Origin of the sequence: Streptomyces sp. NPDC057249 (assembly GCF_042669245.1) — a bacterium.
Taxonomy (GTDB): Bacteria; Actinomycetota; Actinomycetes; order Streptomycetales; family Streptomycetaceae; genus Streptomyces.
This window is the reverse complement of the sequence record NZ_JBHUXS010000013.1, coordinates 100,510-120,451: the sequence shown is the minus strand read 5'-3', so window position 1 is coordinate 120,451 and position 19,942 is coordinate 100,510. Positions and strand designations below refer to the sequence as shown.

General features: G+C 72.1%; 20 protein-coding genes. 14 read left to right on the top strand and 6 right to left on the bottom strand.

The annotated features are described in order from the left end of the window. Positions 1-49: 49 nt before the first annotated feature. Complete coding sequence (locus ACFUJY_RS23845; protein ID WP_383302987.1) at positions 50-1,228, bottom strand: GDSL-type esterase/lipase family protein; 1,179 nt, start codon at positions 1,226-1,228, stop codon at positions 50-52. Positions 1,229-1,378: 150 nt separating this feature from the next. Beyond that, the gene (locus ACFUJY_RS23840) at positions 1,379-1,765 is read right to left on the bottom strand and encodes an ATP-binding protein (protein WP_383302986.1); all 387 of its coding nucleotides are present in this window, start codon (positions 1,763-1,765) and stop codon (positions 1,379-1,381) included. Between the two features lie 160 nt (positions 1,766-1,925). Here ACFUJY_RS23840 and ACFUJY_RS23835 point away from each other — a divergent pair, with 160 nt between their 5' ends. After that, positions 1,926-2,468: a GntR family transcriptional regulator gene (locus ACFUJY_RS23835; protein ID WP_383302983.1), complete on the top strand. Its 543-nt coding sequence runs from the start codon at positions 1,926-1,928 to the stop codon at positions 2,466-2,468. Next, entirely contained in the window at positions 2,465-3,244 is a 780-nt protein-coding gene (locus ACFUJY_RS23830; RefSeq protein WP_383302981.1) for a GntR family transcriptional regulator, read from the top strand. Before ACFUJY_RS23835 ends, ACFUJY_RS23830 begins: the two co-directional genes overlap by 4 nt. 3 nt (positions 3,245-3,247) lie before the next feature. Here the strand turns inward: ACFUJY_RS23830 and ACFUJY_RS23825 are convergent, their stop codons facing one another. Next, positions 3,248-3,820, bottom strand: coding sequence for a TetR/AcrR family transcriptional regulator (locus ACFUJY_RS23825; protein WP_383302978.1), 573 nt, complete (start codon positions 3,818-3,820; stop codon positions 3,248-3,250). Positions 3,821-3,930: 110 nt separating this feature from the next. Here ACFUJY_RS23825 and ACFUJY_RS23820 point away from each other — a divergent pair, with 110 nt between their 5' ends. Together ACFUJY_RS23820 and ACFUJY_RS23815 are read left to right on the top strand one after the other, a co-directional pair. Continuing rightward, the gene (locus tag ACFUJY_RS23820) at positions 3,931-4,797 is read left to right on the top strand and encodes a hypothetical protein (protein WP_383302976.1); all 867 of its coding nucleotides are present in this window, start codon (positions 3,931-3,933) and stop codon (positions 4,795-4,797) included. A gap of 158 nt (positions 4,798-4,955) precedes the next feature. Further along, a complete protein-coding gene (locus ACFUJY_RS23815; protein ID WP_383302973.1) occupies positions 4,956-5,708 on the top strand; it encodes an HNH endonuclease family protein in 753 nt (250 codons plus the stop codon). Positions 5,709-5,749: 41 nt separating this feature from the next. Here the strand turns inward: ACFUJY_RS23815 and ACFUJY_RS23810 are convergent, their stop codons facing one another. Continuing rightward, the gene (locus tag ACFUJY_RS23810) at positions 5,750-6,523 is read right to left on the bottom strand and encodes an SDR family oxidoreductase (RefSeq protein WP_383302971.1); all 774 of its coding nucleotides are present in this window, start codon (positions 6,521-6,523) and stop codon (positions 5,750-5,752) included. Between the two features lie 86 nt (positions 6,524-6,609). On the opposite strand from ACFUJY_RS23810, the gene ACFUJY_RS23805 reads away from it, so the two are divergent. After that, the gene (locus ACFUJY_RS23805; protein ID WP_383302969.1) at positions 6,610-7,227 is read left to right on the top strand and encodes a TetR/AcrR family transcriptional regulator; all 618 of its coding nucleotides are present in this window, start codon (positions 6,610-6,612) and stop codon (positions 7,225-7,227) included. A gap of 66 nt (positions 7,228-7,293) precedes the next feature. On the opposite strand, the gene ACFUJY_RS23800 is transcribed toward ACFUJY_RS23805, so the two are convergent. Next, positions 7,294-8,169, bottom strand: coding sequence for a DUF4190 domain-containing protein (locus ACFUJY_RS23800; protein ID WP_383302966.1), 876 nt, complete (start codon positions 8,167-8,169; stop codon positions 7,294-7,296). A gap of 217 nt (positions 8,170-8,386) precedes the next feature. On the opposite strand from ACFUJY_RS23800, the gene ACFUJY_RS23795 reads away from it, so the two are divergent. From ACFUJY_RS23795 to ACFUJY_RS23765, 7 genes are all read left to right on the top strand, one after another. After that, positions 8,387-10,528, top strand: coding sequence for an N-6 DNA methylase (locus ACFUJY_RS23795; protein WP_383302964.1), 2,142 nt, complete (start codon positions 8,387-8,389; stop codon positions 10,526-10,528). Positions 10,529-10,650: 122 nt separating this feature from the next. After that, entirely contained in the window at positions 10,651-11,259 is a 609-nt protein-coding gene (locus ACFUJY_RS23790) for a hypothetical protein (RefSeq protein WP_383302961.1), read from the top strand. Then, positions 11,256-12,788 (top strand): protein kinase, encoded by a 1,533-nt coding sequence (locus ACFUJY_RS23785; RefSeq protein ID WP_383302958.1) that lies wholly within the window; start codon positions 11,256-11,258, stop codon positions 12,786-12,788. Before ACFUJY_RS23790 ends, ACFUJY_RS23785 begins: the two co-directional genes overlap by 4 nt. An 87-nt stretch (positions 12,789-12,875) precedes the next feature. Then, entirely contained in the window at positions 12,876-13,841 is a 966-nt protein-coding gene (locus ACFUJY_RS23780; RefSeq protein WP_383302956.1) for a glycosyltransferase family 2 protein, read from the top strand. Beyond that, a complete protein-coding gene (locus ACFUJY_RS23775) occupies positions 13,838-14,239 on the top strand; it encodes a GtrA family protein (protein ID WP_383302954.1) in 402 nt (133 codons plus the stop codon). The genes ACFUJY_RS23780 and ACFUJY_RS23775 overlap by 4 nt, the downstream gene beginning before the upstream one ends. A gap of 136 nt (positions 14,240-14,375) precedes the next feature. Next, complete coding sequence (locus ACFUJY_RS23770) at positions 14,376-15,032, top strand: SurA N-terminal domain-containing protein (RefSeq protein ID WP_383302953.1); 657 nt, start codon at positions 14,376-14,378, stop codon at positions 15,030-15,032. A 32-nt stretch (positions 15,033-15,064) separates the two neighbouring features. Further along, a complete protein-coding gene (locus ACFUJY_RS23765; protein WP_383302950.1) occupies positions 15,065-16,027 on the top strand; it encodes a nucleoside triphosphate pyrophosphohydrolase in 963 nt (320 codons plus the stop codon). A gap of 36 nt (positions 16,028-16,063) precedes the next feature. On the opposite strand, the gene ACFUJY_RS23760 is transcribed toward ACFUJY_RS23765, so the two are convergent. Continuing rightward, positions 16,064-17,314, bottom strand: a complete 1,251-nt coding sequence (locus ACFUJY_RS23760; protein WP_383302947.1) for a cytochrome P450 — start codon at positions 17,312-17,314, stop codon at positions 16,064-16,066. A 420-nt stretch (positions 17,315-17,734) separates the two neighbouring features. On the opposite strand from ACFUJY_RS23760, the gene ACFUJY_RS23755 reads away from it, so the two are divergent. Both ACFUJY_RS23755 and ACFUJY_RS23750 read left to right on the top strand, forming a co-directional pair. Then, positions 17,735-18,349, top strand: coding sequence for a recombinase family protein (locus ACFUJY_RS23755; protein ID WP_383302945.1), 615 nt, complete (start codon positions 17,735-17,737; stop codon positions 18,347-18,349). Positions 18,350-18,607: 258 nt separating this feature from the next. Beyond that, the gene (locus ACFUJY_RS23750; protein WP_383302942.1) at positions 18,608-19,669 is read left to right on the top strand and encodes a transglycosylase family protein; all 1,062 of its coding nucleotides are present in this window, start codon (positions 18,608-18,610) and stop codon (positions 19,667-19,669) included. The last annotated feature ends 273 nt before the right edge of the window (positions 19,670-19,942 follow it).

Here is a 19,942-nt window from a genome sequence, read left to right as displayed (position 1 = left end):
ACGCCGACGACGTACCGCACCCGCACCCGTTCCCGTTTCCGCGAAGGTGTCAGCCGATGGATCGCAGCCGCATCGCGGTGGGGCCCTGGCCGGCGGTGTTGGTGCAGCGGCGGTCGCCCGACGGCTGCTCCAGCTGGAGGGTCAGGCAGGTGCCGAGGGCCTGCTGGCCGTAGCTGTTGGGGTGCAGGGACTCCTGCTTCTGGCCCTGGCCGTAGCCGGAGGTCACGAAGCGGACCCACTCGCTGGTGTCACCGGAGGGGGAGTGGGTGGCGTCGGCGTGCCGGGTGCTGGTCGAGCACACTTCGCGGCCCTCGAACGACCGGGACAGGTCCAGGAACTCCGCGCCGCCCTCGTCGGCCGCGTCCGCCAGGACCGAACTGATCTCCGGGACCAGCTCGTCGTGCGCCCAGGTGAGGTCCTTGTCGTAGAAGGGGCAGCCGCCGGACTGGAGCCGGTCGTACTTCTCGCCGGGGTAGCGGATGCGGCCGGCGTCCGGGAGCGGGGAGGGGTACGACTGGAGGATCAGCCGGTACGAGCCGGCCGGGTGGCCCGCCCGGTCGAGCGCGGTCCGCACGTCGGCGAGGGTGTTCACGGCCGCCTGCCGCACGCCGGGCAGCCGCTCGGCGACCTGCTCGGCCGCGTCCGGTGCGCACGGTGAGCCGCCGATGACGAACTCGGTCGCGCAGCCGGTGATGATGTCGGAGAAGCCGAGGTCGTTGCCGCCGATCGACACGACGACCGCGCGCACCTCGCGGCCGATCGCCACGTCCTCCAGCTCCCTGGCCTGCGAGCGCTCGCCCTTGAACGGCGCGCCGCCGTGCTCGGGGAGGAGCACCGCCTTCGAGGTCGCCCCCGAGCAGGCGAGGTTGAGCCGGCTGACGTCGAGCGTGACGGACTGGACCTCGGCCACGTCGGAGCGGTTGCAGCCGCTGTCGTAGGACGACCCGTACACCCGGTACGGGTCGCTCTCACCGGTCGCCGGGTCCCAGGCCCGGTCGGTGCCGGAGTAACCGTTGGCGCTCACGTTGCTGTTGCCGGACCAGCGCCCGGCCTCACCGGAGATGAAGCTGTCACCGATGGACACCAGCAGCGGTGCCTCGGCGGGGGCGGCCGGCGCGGTCCGGTCGGCGGAGGCGGAGGCGGGCAGCGCGCCCGAGACGGTGAGCGCGCACAGGGTGGCGGCTGCGGCGGTGAGGGCCTTGGAGCGTGTGGAGCGGGAAGTGATCATGCTGTGGTTGTCGGCAGGCGTGCGGGGGCGGGTGAAGTGCCGCCACCCGTTTGCAGCCGAATGGGCCAGCTCACGAGGTGAGTTACGGCCCAAGAGCGACAGAAGAGGTCAGGACCGATCACGCCCTTTGCGGAATGTGAGAGCCGACTTTCACGGTGAGGTCTTGAAGATCAGCCACACGGTCTTGCCGACGACGTGGTCATCGACTCCGAAGTCGTCGGCGAGTTCCCGGACGAGGTGCAAGCCGCGTCCGGAGCAGGCATCGTCGGCGGCTTGTTGGACGCGTGGCTGCCCCGGTCCGCTGTCGCGGACCTCCAGACGTACCAGGTCCTCGGCCCGGTGGAGGCCGACGCTGAACTCCCGGCCGGGCGGCACGCCGTGCAGCAACGCGTTGGTGGCGAGTTCCGACACGCACAGCGTTATGTCCTCGATCAAGGTGTGGAGCCGCCACTCGGTGAGGACGCCGGTGACGAAGTCGCGTGAGGCACCGACGGAGGTGCGCCTGCGGGTGAAGCGTCGTTGCTGCACCAGGAACACGGTGGTTCACCGCCTTGCTTGCGGGCTGTAACGTGACGACGACTGTACTGCTATTCGCGAAAAGCGGCAAGGTAACCTTCGGGTGGGAGTGCGGCTGGGCCTCCCGTCCGGACATGAGGCACGCTGGGTGTCGTCGGTGGGAGCTACGGAGGAGAGAGACGTGGGCGGTCGTGAATGGGTCAGTACGTCGACGCCCTATCTCGCCGCGTCCTCCGGCGCTCCGGGCGACACCTGGGCGGCCGAGGCCGCTGCCGAGGGGCGGCGCGGGAGTCAGCGCATCGTCCAGGCGGGCGAGGTGGACGCCCCGGCAGCGGTCGCGGAGCTGTTCGGGGTGGAGGTCGGGGAGAGCGTCGTCGCCCGGCGCAGGATCATGTACCTCGACGCCGTCCCTTGTGAGTTGACGGACACGTACTACCCGCTGGCCATCGCCGGCGGCACCGGTCTCGCCGGTACGGCCAAGATCCCCGGCGGGGCGGTCAGGCTCCTGGCGGAGCTGGGCCACATCGGCGTGCGCGTACGCGAAGAGGTGACCGCGCGGCGGGCGACCGGGCCCGAGGCCGAGCAGCTGGGGCTGGCGGAGGGCGACCCAGTCCTCCAGCTCACCCGGCTCACTCTGGACGAGGTGGACCGGCCCATTCAGGTCGACATCATGGCCATGCCTCCGCAACGCCAGAAGCTGCGCTACGAGATCAGGATCGGATGACCGTGCCCAAACCCGAAGCCGACGCCGCCGACCGCCGTTCGCTGCATGAGCGGATCGCGGCCGATCTCAGGGACGAGATCATGGGCGGGGACCTCGCGCCCGGCGCGAACCTGCCCTCGACGGCCCACCTCAAGCAGCGGTTCGACGCCTCGAACGCGACGATCCAGAAGGCGGTGCAGCTGCTCAAGGACGAGGAACTGGTGATCAGCAGGGCGGGCGCGTCGGTGACCGTGCGCGAGCACCGCCAGCGGACTGTCCGCCCGGCCGCGTCCATGGCTCCGGCGGGCGTCGGGGAACCGTACCGCTGGCTGGCCGAAGCGGCGAAGGGCGGCTCTCGGGCCCACAGCACGCTGCTCGAAGTGGCCGAGGTCCAGCCGCCGGCGGATATCGCGGAGGCGCTGAGGCTTCCGGAGGGCGCTCCGGCCCTGCTGCGGCGCCAGTTGCTCGCGATCGACGACGAACCCGCCGAACTCGTGGCCTCCTACTACCCGCTGGACATCGTCAGCGGTACGGCGATGACGGATCGCCGCAAGATTCCGGGCGGGACCCCGACGCTGCTCGCGGGCCTGGGGTACCCTCCACGGCTCAGCGTCGACCGTGTGTCCGCACGCGTGCCCACCCAGGAGCAGTACCAGGCGCTGCGCCTGCCGGGAGGGTTGCCGGTACTGCGTACGCTGCGCGTCGTCTACAGCGACGGCGAGCGGCCCATCGAGGCGACGGTCATGGTGAAGGCCGGGCACCTGTACGAGGTGCAGTACGAGTTCACGGCCGAGTAGGCCCTATCGGCCGGGTGCGTCCTCCGCGTTGAACAGCAGCCGGCCGACAAGGCGGAAGACGTCCTCCGGGTCGCGGTCGCCCACCGCGTCGTCCAGGTTGCCGCTGAGGAGCAGTGTGGCGAAGCCGTGGGCGAGGGACCAGGCGGCCACGCCCGCGAGGCGGGGGTCGTCGGTGGGGGGCACGGTGGCGACGCCCGCGCGCAGTTCGGCCGTGGCGCGGGCCTTGGCCGTGAGCAGGTCCGGGTCGTCCGCGCGGTGGAGGTCCGGCTGGAACATCACCTGGAAGTGGGCCGGGTGCGTCGCCGCGAACCGTACGTACGCCACGCCCCGCTCGCGCAGGTCCGGGGCGGCTGCCAGGGCGTCCGCGAACAGGGCGTAGCCCTCGGCGGCGATCGCGGTGAGCAGGCCCGTGCGGTCCTTGAAGTGGTGGGCGGGCGCGGCGTGGGAGACGCCGGCCCGGCGGGCCAGGTCGCGCAGGCTGAGCGCGGCGGGGCCCTCGGTGCGGATGACGTCGAGGGCGGCGGTGAGCACGGCCCGCCGCAGGTCGCCGTGGTGGTAGGCGCGGTCGCTGGTCATGGACAGCAGGGTACGCGGGATCTAGTCGTTGACAAGTTCGCCGATCGCGCGCACCCTGGGGATCTAGGCAGTGGCTAGATGCTGGCCGGTGTGTGGCGGAAGGTGGGGACATGTCCGATGAACTGGGGCGCGTACGGCAGCTGTGGCACCTGCTGGAGCCCGTGCACGCCGTTCTGTACTACGCGCCGGAGGCGTTCGAGGAGGCCGCCGCGCTCGGGTACGCGGTCGACGAGCGGTGGCCGAGCTACTTCGCCTGGCGGGCGGCGCCGCTGGGCGAGGCGGGGGCGGACCGGGTCGCGGAGGTGTTCTACAGCTTCAGCCCGCGCATGGTCGGCGCGTACGTCCCCGCCGTCTGGGCGGTCGCCTCGCCGGACGCGGTGCTCGCCGCGCGCGGCCGGGCCGTGGACCGCGCGTACCGGAAGCTGCTCGGGGAGGCGGTCGCCGCGCCGGGGACGGCCGAGGCCGCCGCGCTGCTGCGGCGCGTCGCGGAGGCGGCCGGCCCGGCGGACCGGCCGATGGCCGCCGCGAACGCCGCGCTGCCCCGGCCGGACGAACCGCACCTCGCGGTCTGGCACGCGGCGACCGTGCTGCGCGAGCACCGGGGCGACGGCCATCTCGCCGCGCTGGCGCACGCGGAGCTGGACCCGGTCGAGGCGCTGGTCTCCTTCGCGGCGGTCGGGGCGGCCCGGCCGGAGGTCTTCGGCAGCCGGGGCTGGGACGAGGGCGAGTGGCGGGCGGCGCTCGAACGGCTGCAGAAGCGGGGGCTGGTGGCCGGTGACGGCACGGCGACCGAGGCGGGCCGGGCGCTGCGGGCGGAGGTCGAGCGGCGTACGGACGAGGCGGCGGCCGGACCGTGGCGGGTACTCGCGGCGGAGGAGCGGGAACGGCTCGCCGAACTGCTGGGGCCGCTGTGGGTGGCGGCGGTCGGCTCGGGGCTGCTGCCGTCCGAGAACACGTTGGGGATCGGGAAGGTGTGACGAGGCGCGGCGCGAGGTGTGGTCCGGCCCGCACGCGGGAACGCCTCGCGGTCATGAAATCCTCCTCGCGGGGAAGACATTCGTAGAATTCCCCGGTTGGTTCGGCTTTCTCACCGTCAGGACGGCTACGAGTGATATCCCCCCGCGTGTGTCGAGTGATGGTGCCCGCCCTGGCCGCCGCGGTCGTGCTGGCGCTGAGCGGTTGCGACCCCGATCAGCTCCCCTCGGACATCGACGCGTCCGGCCGGGGCGCGGACGGCGGCCGGTCCGCCACCGGTTTCGGCGCCAGCCCGCTGACCAACGACGACGGTACGAAGCCCGGCCTCGCGCCCCTCACGTCGGAGAAGGACCGGGCGGCGGCACGGAGGATCATCGAGAAGGTCGCCACCAAGGGGCGCGGCCCCAAGACCGGTTACGAGCGGGACAAGTTCGGGTACGCGTGGAAGGACTCGGTGGACGACGTCCCCCTGTCCCACAACGGCTGCGACACCCGCAACGACCTGCTCGCCCGGGACGGCAAGGACGTCGAGCTGCGTTCCGGTTCGAAGTGCGTGGTCGTCTCCATGACGCTCAAGGACCCGTATACCGGCAAGACCATCGAGTGGCGCAAGCAGCAGGCGACCAAGGTCCAGATCGACCACGTCATGCCGCTGTCGTACGACTGGCAGATGGGCGCCGCCCACTGGAACGAGGCCAAGCGGCAGCAGATCGCCAACGACCCGCTCAACCTCCTCCCCGTGGACGGCCCGGCCAACAACGCCAAGCGGGACGCGGGCCCCGCGACCTGGCTCCCCCCGTACAAGCCGATCCGCTGTGCGTACGTGCTCCGCTTCGCGCAGGTCTCGCTGAAGTACGACCTGCCGGTGACGAGCGCGGACAAGGACATGATGCTGAAGCAGTGCGGCGGCTGACGTACCGGCAGGGCGGGCCCCGCGGAGGGGCCCGCCCCTCCTCAGAGCGCCGTGCCGCCCGTCGCGTCGATCACCGTGCCCGTCACCCAGCGGGAGTCGTCCGAGGCGAGGAACGCCACGACGTCCGCGACGTCCTCCACCCGTCCGACCCGGCCCAGGGCGGCCAGTGAGGCGGACCGGGCCTGGGCCTCGGCGTCGCCGCGCAGCCAGCCCGCGTTGATGTCGGTGTCGATGATGCCGGGAGCCACCGAGTTGACCGTGATGCCGCGCGGGCCCAGCTCCTTGGCGAGGGTCAGCGTGAAGTTGTCCAGAGCACCCTTCGTCGCGCTGTAGGCGATGATGTCCGGCATCGCGACCCGGGCCGCGCCGCTGGATATGTTGACGACCCGGCCGCCGTCGCGCAGCCGGCCGAGCCCGTGGCGGACGATGAAGAACGGTGCCCGCACGTTGACGGCGAAGACCGCGTCGAACGCCTCCTCGGTGAGCGAGGACAGCTCGGAGAAGAGCCCGGTGCCCGCGTTGTTGACGATGATGTCGACCCCGCCGCCGGGCGCGTGCGCGGTGATCTCCTCGTCGAACGCCTCCCACAGCGCGGCCGCGTCGCCGTGGGCGCCCAGTTCGGCGCGGAGGGCGAACGCCGTGCCGCCGTTCTTCCGGATGACCTCGACGACCTCGTCGGCCGCCGCCGCGTCCCGGGCGTAGGCGACGGCGACGACGGCCCCGTCCCGCCCCAGCCGTTCCGCGATGCCCCTGCCGATGCCCCGGCTGCCGCCGGTGACCAGTGCGACCTTGCCCTCAAGTGCGCGTGCAGACATGGCTGTTACCCCTCGCGATTTATTGAGCGATCGTTCCGGAAAAAAACGTAGCACGGTTTCTTGAGCGGGCGCTCTAGAATGTGGTCATGGGTGAGACAGGTGCGGGGCGCGGACGGCCGCGCTCCTTCGACCGGGACGCCGCGCTCGCGGCGGCCGTCCGGCTGTTCTGGGAGCGGGGCTACGGGGCGACCTCGATCGGTGAGCTGACGGAGGCGATGGGCATCCGGCCCGCCAGCCTCTACGCCGCTTTCGGCGACAAGAGGTCGCTCTTCGAGGAGGCGGTCGCCGCCTACGGCAGGACGCCGGGCGGGACCTTCATACGCGACGCCCTGGAGCAGGAGCCCACCGCCTACCGCGCGTTCGCGCGCATCCTGCGAGAGGCCGCCCGGATCTACGCCGACCGCTCGCACCCGGCGGGCTGCATGGTGATCACGGCGGCCGTCAACGTCGCCCCGCAGGACGCCGAGGTGGGCGCCCGGCTGCGCGAGATGCGCAACGGCAACATCGAGGCGTGGGAGGCGCGGCTGCGGGACGCGCGGCGCACGGGCGAACTGCCGGAGCGGGTGGACCCCCGGGTCCTCGCCGGCTACTTCGCCGCCGTCGTCCAGGGCATGTCGCAGCGCTCCCGCGACGGGGTGGGCCGGGACGAGCTGGCCGAGATCGCCGAACTGGCGCTGGCCGCCTGGCCCGGGGAGCGCTCCTGAGCGTGCCCCGACGCGGAGAACCCGCCCTGGGGGCGGGTTCCACGGGCGCCGGGGTCGCTGTGCGGGTCAGAGCTTCAGGTCCCACTGCGTCGAGTCGTACGAGAAGTCGGGGTTGACCTCGACGGTCAGGAGCTTCGCGTCGGCCGGCGCGTCGAACGCGTAGAGCACCGTGACCTTCTTGCCGGGCAGGATCGTGCCGCTGAAGCCCTCGCCGACCTTGTCGTCGAAGATCTGCTCCGCGTCCACCCCGTCCGCGCCGGCCCGGGCCTCCACGGTGACCAGCGCGGAGTCGAACTTCTCCTTGCCCGCGTTCTCGATGACGACGGGGACGCGGTAGGCCTTGTTGCCCTTGGTGTGCCCGATCGCGAATTCGCTCGGCGTGTACGTCGTCGGGTCGCCGACCGTGACCGTGAGGTCGTCGTCGTACACGGCCGAGTCGCCGGCCTCCAGCGCCTCGCCGGTGGGCTTCTCCTCCTTGCCCGCCTTGTCGTCGCCCTTCGCCGCGCCGTCCTTGTCCGCCTTGTCGCCGCCCGCCTTCGGCTTCGCGGACGCCGTCGTGTCCGACACCGCCTTGTTCAGGTCGTCCACCGCGTCGTCGACCGCCTTGAAGGTGATCACCGCGCCGACCACCGACATGATCAGCGCGATCAGCGCGAGGACCGTGCCGAACGTGGCCATGTTCTTGTTCGTCGCCTCGCCCCTCTTGGCGCGGCCCCGGCCGACGAGCCCCAGGATCAGCGCGATCGTCCCGAGGATGCCCGCCAGCCAGAAGAGGAACGGGATCAGGCCGGAGACCGCGCCGATGAGCCCGAGGATCAGGGCGGCGATGCCCAGGCCGTTGCGTGCGGGGCGCAGACCGGGCGCGTGGGCGGGGCCGTACGGCTGCTGGGGCTGGGAGTGCGGAGGCTGCGGGGACTGCGGCGGCTGCGTGAACTGGGACATGGCTGTGCCCTTCGGCAAGTACGGGATGACTGGTGAGCGGTTCGACCGGGTCGCTCGTTCAGCGACAGGTCAATCACAGCATCATCTGTGAACCGAGTCAACACGGTTCACGCGAAACGGGTTCGTGCACGCCGTGAATCGGTGGCGAGTGCGCTGCTGTGAACGGGTCGGTATGCTCACCCCGACCCGCCAGCGGTACAGCACAGGGAGACAGCAAGTGCCGGAGAACGCGACAGAGGTGACCGCCGCCGGGATCGCCCGCCTGGCGGGCGTGGGGCGCGCCGCCGTCAGCAACTGGCGCCGTCGGCACGCGGACTTCCCCCAGCCCGTGGGCGGCACCGAGACCAGCCCGTCCTTCGCCCTGCCCGAGGTCGAACGGTGGCTGCGCGACCAGGGAAAGCTGGTCGAAGTCCCCCTCCGCGAACGCGTCTGGCAGCAGCTGGCCGGCCACCCGGCAGGCCCCGTCACCGCCCTCGTCCACACCGGCTGCGCCCTGCTCCTGGTGCACCGCAGCCCCGCCGCCTGGCGGGAGATCACCGGCGTCTCCGACGAACGGATGGCCGGGGTGCTCTCCCTCGCGCTGGACGACGCCCTCGCCGACCGCTTCGGACCCGCCGGGAACGGACGCGCCGTCCGCACCCCGGACCGCGCCGAACTCCTGCCGTCCGTGCCGCTGCTGCGCGGCGCCGCCGAGCTGGCCGCCGAGACCGGCGTCCGCGAGACGTACGAGTTCCTGCTCGGCCGTCAGCTCGACGCCAACCCGCGCCAGTACACGCTGACCCCGCCCGGTCTCGCCGAACTGATGGCGGAACTGGCCGGCACCGGCCGACCGGACGTGCGCACCGTGCTCGACCCGGCGGCGGGCACCGGCGCCCTGCTCACCGCGGCCCTCGGCGCGGCGGACGCCTCGGGAAGCACCGAGGCCACCGCCCCCACCGCCCTCCACGCCCAGGAGAGCGACCCCGGCCTCGCCGCCGTCACCGCACTCCGCCTCGTCCTGCGCACCGCGGACACCCCGCGCACCACCCCCGCCGGCCGCACGGTCGACGTGCGCACCGGGGACACCCTGCGCACCGACGCCTTCCCCCGGCTGGCCGCCGACGCCGTGCTCTGCCACCCGCCGTTCAACGAGCGCAACTGGGGCCACGACGAACTCGCCTACGACCCCCGCTGGGAGTACGGCTTCCCGGCCCGCACCGAGTCCGAACTCGCCTGGGTGCAGCACGCGCTGGCCCGGCTGCGCGACGGCGGCACCGCCGTCCTCCTGATGCCGCCCGCCGCCGCGTCGCGCCGCTCCGGCCGCCGCATCCGCGCCGACCTCCTGCGCCGGGGCGCCCTGCGCGCCGTCATCGCGCTCCCGGCCGGCGCCGCACCCCCGTACGGCATCCCGCTCCACCTGTGGGTGCTCCGCAGGCCCGGCGCCCAGCCGCGGCCCAACCCCGAACTGCTGCTGATCGACACCGCCGAGCCCGCCGAGCAGGCCACCGGTGGCGGCCGGGACCGCCTCGACCGGCCGGCCCTGCGCCGGGCCGTGCTCGACGCCTGGCACACGTACGACGGATCGGGCGGAGCCCGCACGGGCGAACAGCCGGAAACCCCTCCCGGCGCCGCCGCCCGCACCGTCCCCGTCATCGAACTCCTCGACGACGACGTCGACCTCGCCCCCGCCCGCCACCTCCCGTCCCCCGCCGCCACCGGCGGACCCGCCGAGCTGGCCGGCGTACGGGAGCGGCTGACCAGGACCCTCGGGCTCGCCACGGACCTCGCCCCGCCGCCCCCCGCCCCCGCCGCGCCCGTGCACCGCCCGGTCACCACCATCGGCGAACTCGCCCGGGCCGGCGCCCTCCAGCTCCGCCACGGCGGCGCGGGCACCGGGACCGGCCCCGTCCTCACCGAGCACGACGTGCTGGGCTCCGCCCCGCCCTCCGGCACCCCGGCCGCCGGCGGCACCCCCGAGGAGCCCGTCCTCGTCGCGGCGGGCGACGTCGTCGTGCCCGTGCTCGGCGGCGTCACCGTCGTCCGGGTCGTGGACGAGGCCACCGCGGGTGCCGCGCTCGGCCGCAACCTCCAGCTGCTGCGCCCCGACCCGGCCGTGCTCGACCCCTGGTTCCTCGCCGGCTTCCTGCGCGGCACCACCAACAACCGGCAGGCCAGCAGCCACGCCTCCACCGCCACCCGGCTCGACGCCCGCCGCCTCCAACTGCCGCGCCTGCCCCTGGCGGAGCAGCGGCGCTACGGCGAACGGTTCCGCGCGCTCGCCGCGTTCGAGGACGCGCTGCGCCTCGCCGGACGGCTCGGCGGACAGCTCGTCCAGGGCCTCTACGACGGCCTGACGGACGGTACGGTCACGCCGGAGTGACCGGAACCACAACGGTTCCGTACAACCCCGGGCCCTCTGTCGGTGTCGCCCCTTACGCTCGGAGCCGCACGCACGCCCGTGTGCGCGCGGACGTTTCACGACCAGGCAATCCAGGAGCAGCCATGTACGCCCAGGGTCTTCCGCCCACGGCGCCGCGCCGGGTCCCCGGCAGGGCCTGGATCGTCGCCATGCGCGTGCTGTTCCCGCTGCTCGCCGTCTGCTCCCTCGGCCTGCTCCTGTGGGCGCCGCTGCTCCGGCTGGCGTTCGTCCGCCGCCGGGCCCTCGACTGGTGGACGGCCGGCGCCGGCTTCGTGTTCGTCTGCGTGCTGCTGCCCATCCTCGGCAGGGACGACGCGAACCCGGAGCCGAACGGCGTCGACAACGTGTTCATCCCGCTGCTGCTCCTGGCGCTGGCGGGTGCCTGTGCGCACTACCTCGTCGCCGATGTGCGTTTCTACGCGCGGCTGACGGGGAAGACCGCGGGCTTCCCGCAGCCGGGCCCCGGGCACGCGTACCTGACCACCGTGCCCACACCGCCGTACGGACAGCCGCAGCCCTATCCGCCGCACCCCGGGCAGCAGCACCCCTACCCGCTCCCGCTCACGCGCTGCCCCCAGCCCGAGGACGCCCGCCCCGCCCCGCAGCACCCCGCGCCGCCCCAGCGCATCGACCAGGTCCGCGCCGAGCTGGACGAGCTGAGCGACTACCTGCGCAAGGAGGGGGGCCGGTGAGCGGCCGTCTGATCGGCGGGCGGTACGAGCTGGCGACGATCCTCGGCCAGGGCGGCATGGGCCAGGTCTGGACTGCCTACGACCAGCGCCTCGACCGCCGGGTCGCGGTCAAGCTGCTGCGCCCCGACCGGGTCACCGGACCCATCGGCAGCGAGGCCGCCGACGAGCTGCGCCGCCGCTTCGTCCGCGAGTGCCGGGTCACCGCACAGGTGGACCACCCCGGCCTGGTCACCGTGCACGACGCCGGCAGCGACGGCGACGACCTGTTCCTCGTCATGCAGTACGTGGAGGGCGCCGACCTCGGTGACCACCTCGCCGAGCACGACCCCTACCCCTGGCCCTGGGCCGTGGCGGTGGCCGCGCAGCTGTGCGCCGTCCTCAGCGCCGTGCACGCCGTGCCGATCGTCCACCGCGACCTCAAGCCCCGCAACGTGATGGTCCGTCCGGACGGCACCGTGCTCGTCCTCGACCTCGGCGTCGCCTCCGTCCTCGACACCGACACCACCCGCCTCACCAACACCGGCTCGCCCATCGGCTCCCCGGCCTACATGGCCCCCGAGCAGGCCATGGGCGGCGCGGTCGGCCCGTACACCGACCTCTACGCCCTCGGTGTCCTCCTGCACGAACTGCTCAGCGGCGACGTGCCGTTCGCCGGGTCCACCGCCCTCGGCGTGCTCCACCGGCACCTGTACGAACCGCCCCTGCCGGTCCGCCGCATCCGGCCCGACACCCCCGAGGCACTGGAAGCGCTCGTGCTGCGGCTGCTCGCCAAGGACCCCCAGCACCGCCCGGCCAGCGCCCAGGAGGTGTACGAACACCTCGCCCCGCTGCTGCCCGCGCGCGGCTCCCGGCCGCCCGCCGGGCCGCTCGACCCCACCCGCCCGTTCCTGCGCCCGCACGCCCCCTGGCCCGACCGCGCCGCGGTCCCGCCGCCGGCCGTGCCCGCCGCCCCGCCCGCCCGGACCGACGTCGCCGCCGCCGTGGACGAGGTCAAGCGGCTCCTCGGCGAGGGGCGCATCACCCAGGCCGTGGACATGCTCGGCGGGCTCCTCCCGGTCGCCGCCGAGCAGCACGGAGCCGGCTCCCCGGTGGTCCGCATCCTGCGCAAGCAGTACGCGGCGACCCTCATGGACGACGGCCAGTACCGCCGCGCCCTGCCCGAACTGCGCCGGCTCGCCGACGACCGGGCGGCCGAGGCGGGCCCCGCCGACCCGCAGACCCTCGGCCACCGCTGCGACGTCGCCCAGTGCCTGGAACAGCTCGGCGAACCCGCCGCGGCGCTCGCGGAGTACCGCGCCGTCCTGCCGTACTACGAGAACCAGTACGCCACCGGCAACGACCCGGCACGCTCGTACGAGATCCGGCACCGCATCGGACAGCTGCTGCTCGCCCTCGGCGACCACGCGAACGCGCGCGCCCAGCTCCAGTCCCTCCTGTACGACACCGAGCGCGCCTACGGCCCGCACCACCCGCTGCCCGCCGACCTGCGCCGCCGACTGGAACGGCAGATGGAGGTCCGGGGCGGCTGAGACCCGGGACGGGCCGTTCACCCGATGGCCGTCCACCGGCCACACCGGGCTCCGGAAGGCGACACATCGACCGGTTGATGTACATGGGTGCTGATCTCGCTGGTGGTGCCTTGCTACAACGAGGAAGAGATCCTCGAACGCTTCCATGAACGCGTCACGGACGAAATGTCCCGCCTGGGGCACGCGTTCGAGGTCGTGTACGTCGACGACGGAAGCGCCGACCGGACCCTGCCCCTCGTCCAGGAGCTGGCCACCGCCGACGCGCGTGTCCGCTACGTCTCCTTCAGCCGCAACTTCGGCAAGGAGGCCGCCATGCTGGCCGGTCTCCAGCACGCCGAGGGGGACGCCGTCGTCCTGATGGACGCCGACCTCCAGCACCCGCCGGAACTGGTCGGCCGCATGCTCCAGGAGCACGCCCGGGGATACGACCAGGTCATCGCCCGCCGCACCCGCGCCGGCGACCGCGTCACCCGCACCCTCACCGCCCGCGCCTACTACTGGCTGATCAACCGCCTCGTGGACGTCGAACTGGTCGACGGGGTCGGAGACTTCCGGCTCCTGTCCCGCCACGCCGCCGACGCCGTGCTCTCCCTCACCGAGTACAACCGGTTCTCCAAGGGCCTCTTCGCCTGGGTCGGCTTCCCCACCACGACGTTCAGTTACGAGAACGCCGTACGGGAACAGGGCCGCTCCGCCTGGACCTTCGGCAAGCTCCTCAACTACGGCCTGGACGGGCTGCTCTCCTTCAACAACAAGCCCCTGCGCGCAGCCCTCTACCTCGGCCTGCTCCTCACCTCCGTCGCCCTCGCCTACGCCGCCTGGATCGTCGGCGTCGCCCTCGTACGGGGCGTCGACACCCCCGGCTACGTCACCCTGCTCGTCGTCGTCACCGCGCTCGCCGGCGTCCAGATGGTGCTCGCCGGAGTCGTCGGCGAATACGTCGGCCGCATCTACTACGAGGTCAAGCGCCGCCCGCACTACCTGGTGAAGGCCACCAACACCCGGGCCCGCGAAACCGCCGAGCCGGAGCCCCGGGAGTTCGCGCGCCGATGACGGTCACCGCACAGATGGCACGGTTCGCCCTCGTCGGCGCGGTGAACACCGGCACGTACTACGGCCTCTACCTGCTCCTGCTGCACCGGCTGCCGTACATCGCCGCCCATGTGGTCGCCTTCGCGCTCAGCATGATCGGCTCGTTCTTCCTGAACTCGTACTTCACGTACCGCACCCGGCCCACCTGGCGGAAGTTCCTGCTCTTCCCGCTCACCAACGCGGCGAACTTCGTCATCACCACCGGCGGCGTCTACCTCCTGGTCGGCCTGGCCGGATTCAGCGACCGCTACGCCCCGCTGGTGGCCGCCGCGGCCGCCATCCCCATCACGTTCGTGGTCTCGCGCACGATCATGCTGCGGCCGGACGCACCCCCGAAGGCGGCCGAACGCGTCGGGTGAGCCGCCCGGCGGCAGACCACATCCCCAACTCCTCCCGAATCGTTGGTCGAATCAGTGGCCCGGACCGGTTCCACTCCCTAACATCGATCACCGCAAGGCTTTGTGCTCCGCCGCACAATCTCCTCGGGAGGCTCCTTTGCACCGCCGCCGTCGCACCGCGCTCACCGTCTCCGCCGCGCTGCTCGCCGCAGCGCCGCTCCTCACCGCCTGCGGCAGCCAGGCCCACCCCGGCGCCGCGGCCGTCGTGGGCGGCGACCGGATCACGGTGTCCACCGTGCAGGCGCAGGTGGCCGACGTACGCGAGGCGCAGGGCTCGTCCGCCCACTCCGCCCAGCTCACCGACCAGTCCGGCCAGCTCGCCCGGGCCAAGCTGCACGGGCTGATCCTGGACCGCGTCCTCGACCGGGCCGCGGCGGACGCGGGCGTCACGGTGAGCCGCGCGGAGATCCAGCAGATGCGCCAGTCGGCCGTCGCGCAGTACCGCGGCGAGAAGGGGCTCCGGCAGGCCGTCCTCCAGGAGCGCTGGCTGGCCCCGGGCCAGATCGACGCCTTCCTGCGCGAGCAGATCCAGATCACCAAGCTCGGCCAGGCCCTCGACGCCGACCCCTCCACTCCCGAGGGCACCAAGGCCATCGGCGACGCGCTGACCAAGGCGTCCAAGGCGCTGAACGTCGACGTCAACCCCCGCTACGGCACCTGGGACGACCAGCAGATCCAGCTGGCCGACTACAAGGCCCCGTGGATCTCCCAGGTCACCAAGCCCGCCGAGGCGGCAGCCGGGGCCGGGGCCTGAGCCTCCTCGGACGGCCGGGGTAGATTCGGGGCGTGAACGCTGAAGACCCCGGCCGCATCGTCCTGCTCACCGTCAGCCACCGGGTCGCGCCCGGACTGCTGTCCTGGCCCGCCTGGCAGGCGCTGCACGGCGCCGACGAGGTGCGCTGCGGCGAGCCGGAGCAGCCGCAGCTGCCGTATCTCGGCGAGGCCGGCGTCACCGTCACCCCGGGCGTCCCGGACGCCCATGAACTCGTGGACGCCTGCGCGGGCGGCCGGACCGTGGTCGTCCTCACCGGCGGCGCGGGCAACCAGCCGCTCACCGACGGCCTGGCCCGGCTGGCCGGCTCCGGACGGGTGCGGATGCCCGACCTGGAGCTGCTGCCCGGCTCGTACGACCTGCCGGGCGCCCGCCTCCTCGACCTCGTCCAGATCATGGACCGCATCCGGGCCGAGTGCCCGTGGACCTCGCAGAAGACCCACGAGGGCCTCGCCAAGTACGCCATCGAGGAGGCGTACGAGCTGGTGGAGGCGATCGAGGCCGGCGACCGCGAGGAGCTGCGCGAGGAGCTCGGGGACGTGCTGCTCCAGGTGGTCTTCCACGCGCGCATCGCGGAGGAGGATGAGGAGGAGCCGTTCTCCGTGGACGACGTCGCCGGCACGCTCATCGAGAAGCTGATCCACCGCCACCCGCACGTCTTCGGCGACGAGACCGCCGAGACGCCGGAGGACGTCCACGCCCACTGGCTGCGCACCAAGGCGATCGAGAAGCAGCGGGAATCGGTCACCGACGGCGTCCCGCTCGGCCAGCCCGCCCTCGCGCTCGCCGCGAAGCTCGCGGGCCGGGCCCGTACCGCCGGCATCGACGTGCCGCTCCCCGAGGGCGACGACATCGGCCACCGCCTCCTGGCCCTCGCCGTACGCGCCCAGGAGGAGGGCGTCGACCCGGAGGCCGCGTTGCGCGCCGCGGGACGCGCGTACCGGGACGCGATCCGGACGGCGGAGGGCACCGGATAACGTCGGGGAGTGAACGACAGCCCCGGCGGCCCTTCGCTATCCCGTCTTGGCATCCACTGCCGCGAATTCCACCGGCAGGGTCCGGAGGCCACGCATGATGAGACCGCCTCGCCACCGAAGGTCACCCGGATCCACGGCGAGCTGTATGTCGGGCAGGCGACGGAACAAGGTTTCCAGCGCGGTGCGTCCCTCAAGCCGTGCGAGCGGGGCCCCCAGGCAGTAGTGGATGCCGTGCCCGTAACCGAGATGCTGGTTGTCCCGACGGGACAGATCGAGAGAGTCCGGCTCGGGGAACCGGGCCGGATCGCGATCGGCCGCCGCCAGAACCACGAGCACGGGATCACCCTGGCCAATCCGCGTTCCTCCGATGTCAAGCGGCTCCGTGGCATAGCGCCAGGTGGCCAGCTCCACCGGCCCGTCGAAGCGCAGCAGCTCCTCGATGGCGGTGTCCAGAAGGCGGTCGTCTCCTCGCTGGACCGCGCTCTGGAACACGGCACGTTGCGAGGGGTTCCGGAAGAAAGCGTGCGCGCTGTTGCCGATCAGGTTGATGGTCGTCTCGAAACCCGCGAAGAGGATCACGAAGCACATCGCGGCGGCCTCGTTCTCGGTGAGGTGTTCTCCGTGGTCGCTCGCCCGGATCAGTGCTGAGATCAGGTCGTTGCCGGGGTTCTTCCGCTTGCGGTGGATCAGTTCCGCGAGATAGGCGCGGATCTTCTTCACGGACCGTGCGACCCCACCGCGCGGGCCGCCGCCGTGCCGGATCATCATGCCTGCCCAGTCCCGAAAGTCGTCCTGATCCTCCTCGGGTACGCCGAGCAGATCGCAGATGGCATAGATGGGAAGCGGAAAGGCGAGGTCGTGGATCAGATCCGCCTCTCCCCTTTCCGCGAAGTCATCGATAAGCCGATCCGTCAACTCCTGCACGCGGGGCCCGAAGGCGGCGATCGTCCGTGGTGTGAACGCCTTGGATACAAGCCGACGCAGTCGCGTGTGATCGGGCGGGTCGATGTTCAGCAGGTGCGTCATGAGATTGGCGCTGCGCTCGCCCGGGATGCCGGTCTTGCTCTTGCCTTGGGCATCCTCCGCGTGGTGCGCCGGATTCTTCGAGAGACGGCTGTCCGCGAGCGCCTGCCGCGCGTCTGCATAACGGGTAACGAGCCATGCCTCCACACCGCTCGGCAAGGTCGTCCTGTGTACGGGGCTGTGCTCCCTCAGCCAGCCGTAGGCGGGATACGGGTCGGTGGCGAACTCCCAGGTGAAGAGTTCGGGCGGCGGAGTGCGGTTCACATGACGACGGTATCCGGCCCCGTGGCTCCGGTCGTGACGGAGGCGACCGGGGGACTGGTCGACGATCACCCCACACGAACGAGTGATGGGGCGCCCATTTCCTCAGAAACGGTTCGTATGCGCAGCATATTCTCTTCGGAAAATGGCACCGGCCTCACAGCGCTTGGTAGAGCGCCATGAGGCCGAAACCCTTCCCGGCGGTGCGTCAACACCCCGGGGACGGAACAGTCTCGGAGGACTGAACATGCCCATTGTGGCACGCCTACGCCTGCCCGCATCAGCTGCGATCGTCGTGGCGAAGTACACACGCGTCTCCACCGGCGAGCAGGTCGACGGCTTCGGTCTGGAAGACCAGAACCAGGTCTCCTCTCGGCCAGTGAGGACATCGACACCAGCACGGAGACCGGTTGGTCCCAGTTCATGCGCCACATCACCCTTGCCGAGATGGAGTGGCGGCGTATCAGGGAACGGACATGCGCCGGCCGCGAGCTGAAGATCAGCTACGGCGGCTGGCCCGGCGGCCCCGCCCCCTACGGCTACAGGATCGCGAAGGACACGACAGCGGTAGGCGGGCGGCAGAAGACGTTCAGTGTTCTGGTCACCGATGATGACGAGTCCAGGGTGCTCTACGCTGCCACCGAGTGCATCGTCGACCGGGGCATGAACATCTCCGAGGCGTCCGAAGAGCTGAACGCGAGAGGGCTTCTCACCCGCAGCGGTCTGCCGTGGGGTGCGGCGAATCTCCGCAACCGCCTGCATAGCGGGACCATCCACCGCGGCTACGTCGTCTATCGCAAGACCGACCGAGGTGCCGGCAGGAACAACACTCGGCTCCGCGAAGACGGCAGCCCTGTCCACGGTGACCCGATCAGGATCGGTGTTCCGCCCATTCTGTCCGAGGAGCGCGCCGGGCTGCTCATGGAGACGCTCGGAAGGATCGGGTTCCAGAACGGTCGCATCGACGACCGGAGCTATCCCCTGGCCGTCGGGGTGTGGCGGCGTACCGGCATTCAATGCTGCCCCCGCTCACCGTGACTATTCAGCCGGGTGCCGGGCTTCCGCCGCAGATGCGCAGCGAGGCGTTCGACGTCAGGAAAACGCCGTGATGCCGAAGGTTTGGTGGCCTACGCGGTTTCGTGGCGACACGTGCGCACACCGAGAGAAGTGACGTCCCGTCAAATCTGTGACTTCCACGTGATCTCTGCTGCATCGACTTGTGACTCACGTTCGAGTTTCGCTAGGTTCACCGTTCGACTCACCAGTCGCTTGTCAGTCACACGGAAGGCATCTCCCATGGGCTCCGCGAACGGCAGACACCGCCGCCCTCGTCAGGCACCCGCCATCGTCGTCGCCGCAGGCGTGACCGGCTCGGCCATCGCCATCCCGCTGCTCGGCGCGGCGAGCGCACACGCGGCGGACTCCTCGACCTGGGACCGGGTGGCCGACTGCGAGAGCGGCGGGAGCTGGAGCGCCGATCTCGGCAACGGCTCGTACGGCGGCCTCCAGTTCACGCCGGAGCTGTGGAAGGCGTACGGAGGCGACGCGTACGCCGAGCGTGCCGACCTCGCCAGCCGCTCGCAGCAGATCGCGGTCGCCGAGCGGGTCCTGGCCGCCAAGGGCCCGACGGCGTGGCCGAGCTGTGCGGTGGTCTCCGGGCTCACCCGGGCCGCGGGCGCGGCGGACGTGGACCCGGGCGACGAGGACGCGGACGAGCCCGCCCGGAGCGCCGACGCGGGCCTCGACGCCGGTCTCGGCACCGACCCGGTGGACGACGCCTCCTCGGGCTCCTCGGCCACCCCCTCGGACGAGGCGGCCGACGGGGCCGCCGCGGGCAAGGAGGCCGGCAGGAGCTCCGGCAAGCACGCGGGCCGGAGCGCGGAGGAGAGCGGCAAGGGCGAGGCGTCCGCCTCCCCGACGGCCGACCCCTCCGCCGACCCGTCCGGCACTCCGTCCGCCGACCCGTCCGGCACGCCCCCGGCCGACCCGTCCGCGGACCCGTCCGGCAGCGCGACGGACGACGCGCGGGCGCAGGGCGGCAAGCACCGGGGCGCCCCGGCCGCCGACGACGCCTCCGGGGCGGCCGACGGGCGTGACACGGGCCGGCACGCCTCGCGGGGTGACGGCGACGCACGTGACAGCGCCACGCGGCCGGCTGACGACACGTACACCGTACGGCCGGGCGACAACCTCTGGGCGATCGCCGACGCGCAGGACCTGCCCGGCGGCTGGCCCGAGCTGTACGAGGCCAACAAGGACGAGGTGGGCTCCGACCCGGACCTCATCCTGCCCGGCCAGAACCTCGATCTGGGTCTGGCCGGCCAGGCCCCGGAGAAGGTCGCCGAGAGCGCCGGATGAGCCGTTAGAGGCCCCTGCGCTTTGGGTGGTTTAAGAGGCCCATGTCCCACTTTTGACCGAGTGAGACATGGGTCTCTTTGCGTGAACTGACGCTTCTTGTCCGGGAGGTCCGGTCACATCCGTTCCGACCTGCGCAAACGAGGGTTCGTCGGATGCTCTTACGGGATGATTATCCGGTATGTCCGTCTTTGAATATGACCGTTGGGTGTGATTACGGTCGGAACCGCTCGCACCGCGGGCCCCGTCGACCGTCACGCCGAATCCTGCCGTCGG

Coding starts and splice junctions, on each gene's coding strand:
- ACFUJY_RS23845 (WP_383302987.1), bottom strand. CDS start 1,228: ATGATCACTTCCCGCTCCACACGCTCCAAGGCCCTCACCGCCGCAGCC.
- ACFUJY_RS23830 (WP_383302981.1), top strand. CDS start 2,465: ATGACCGTGCCCAAACCCGAAGCCGACGCCGCCGACCGCCGTTCGCTG.
- ACFUJY_RS23825 (WP_383302978.1), bottom strand. CDS start 3,820: ATGACCAGCGACCGCGCCTACCACCACGGCGACCTGCGGCGGGCCGTG.
- ACFUJY_RS23820 (WP_383302976.1), top strand. CDS start 3,931: ATGTCCGATGAACTGGGGCGCGTACGGCAGCTGTGGCACCTGCTGGAG.
- ACFUJY_RS23815 (WP_383302973.1), top strand. CDS start 4,956: ATGGTGCCCGCCCTGGCCGCCGCGGTCGTGCTGGCGCTGAGCGGTTGC.
- ACFUJY_RS23810 (WP_383302971.1), bottom strand. CDS start 6,523: ATGTCTGCACGCGCACTTGAGGGCAAGGTCGCACTGGTCACCGGCGGC.
- ACFUJY_RS23805 (WP_383302969.1), top strand. CDS start 6,610: ATGGGTGAGACAGGTGCGGGGCGCGGACGGCCGCGCTCCTTCGACCGG.
- ACFUJY_RS23800 (WP_383302966.1), bottom strand. CDS start 8,169: ATGTCCCAGTTCACGCAGCCGCCGCAGTCCCCGCAGCCTCCGCACTCC.
- ACFUJY_RS23790 (WP_383302961.1), top strand. CDS start 10,651: ATGTACGCCCAGGGTCTTCCGCCCACGGCGCCGCGCCGGGTCCCCGGC.
- ACFUJY_RS23775 (WP_383302954.1), top strand. CDS start 13,838: ATGACGGTCACCGCACAGATGGCACGGTTCGCCCTCGTCGGCGCGGTG.
- ACFUJY_RS23755 (WP_383302945.1), top strand. CDS start 17,735: ATGCGCCACATCACCCTTGCCGAGATGGAGTGGCGGCGTATCAGGGAA.
- ACFUJY_RS23750 (WP_383302942.1), top strand. CDS start 18,608: ATGGGCTCCGCGAACGGCAGACACCGCCGCCCTCGTCAGGCACCCGCC.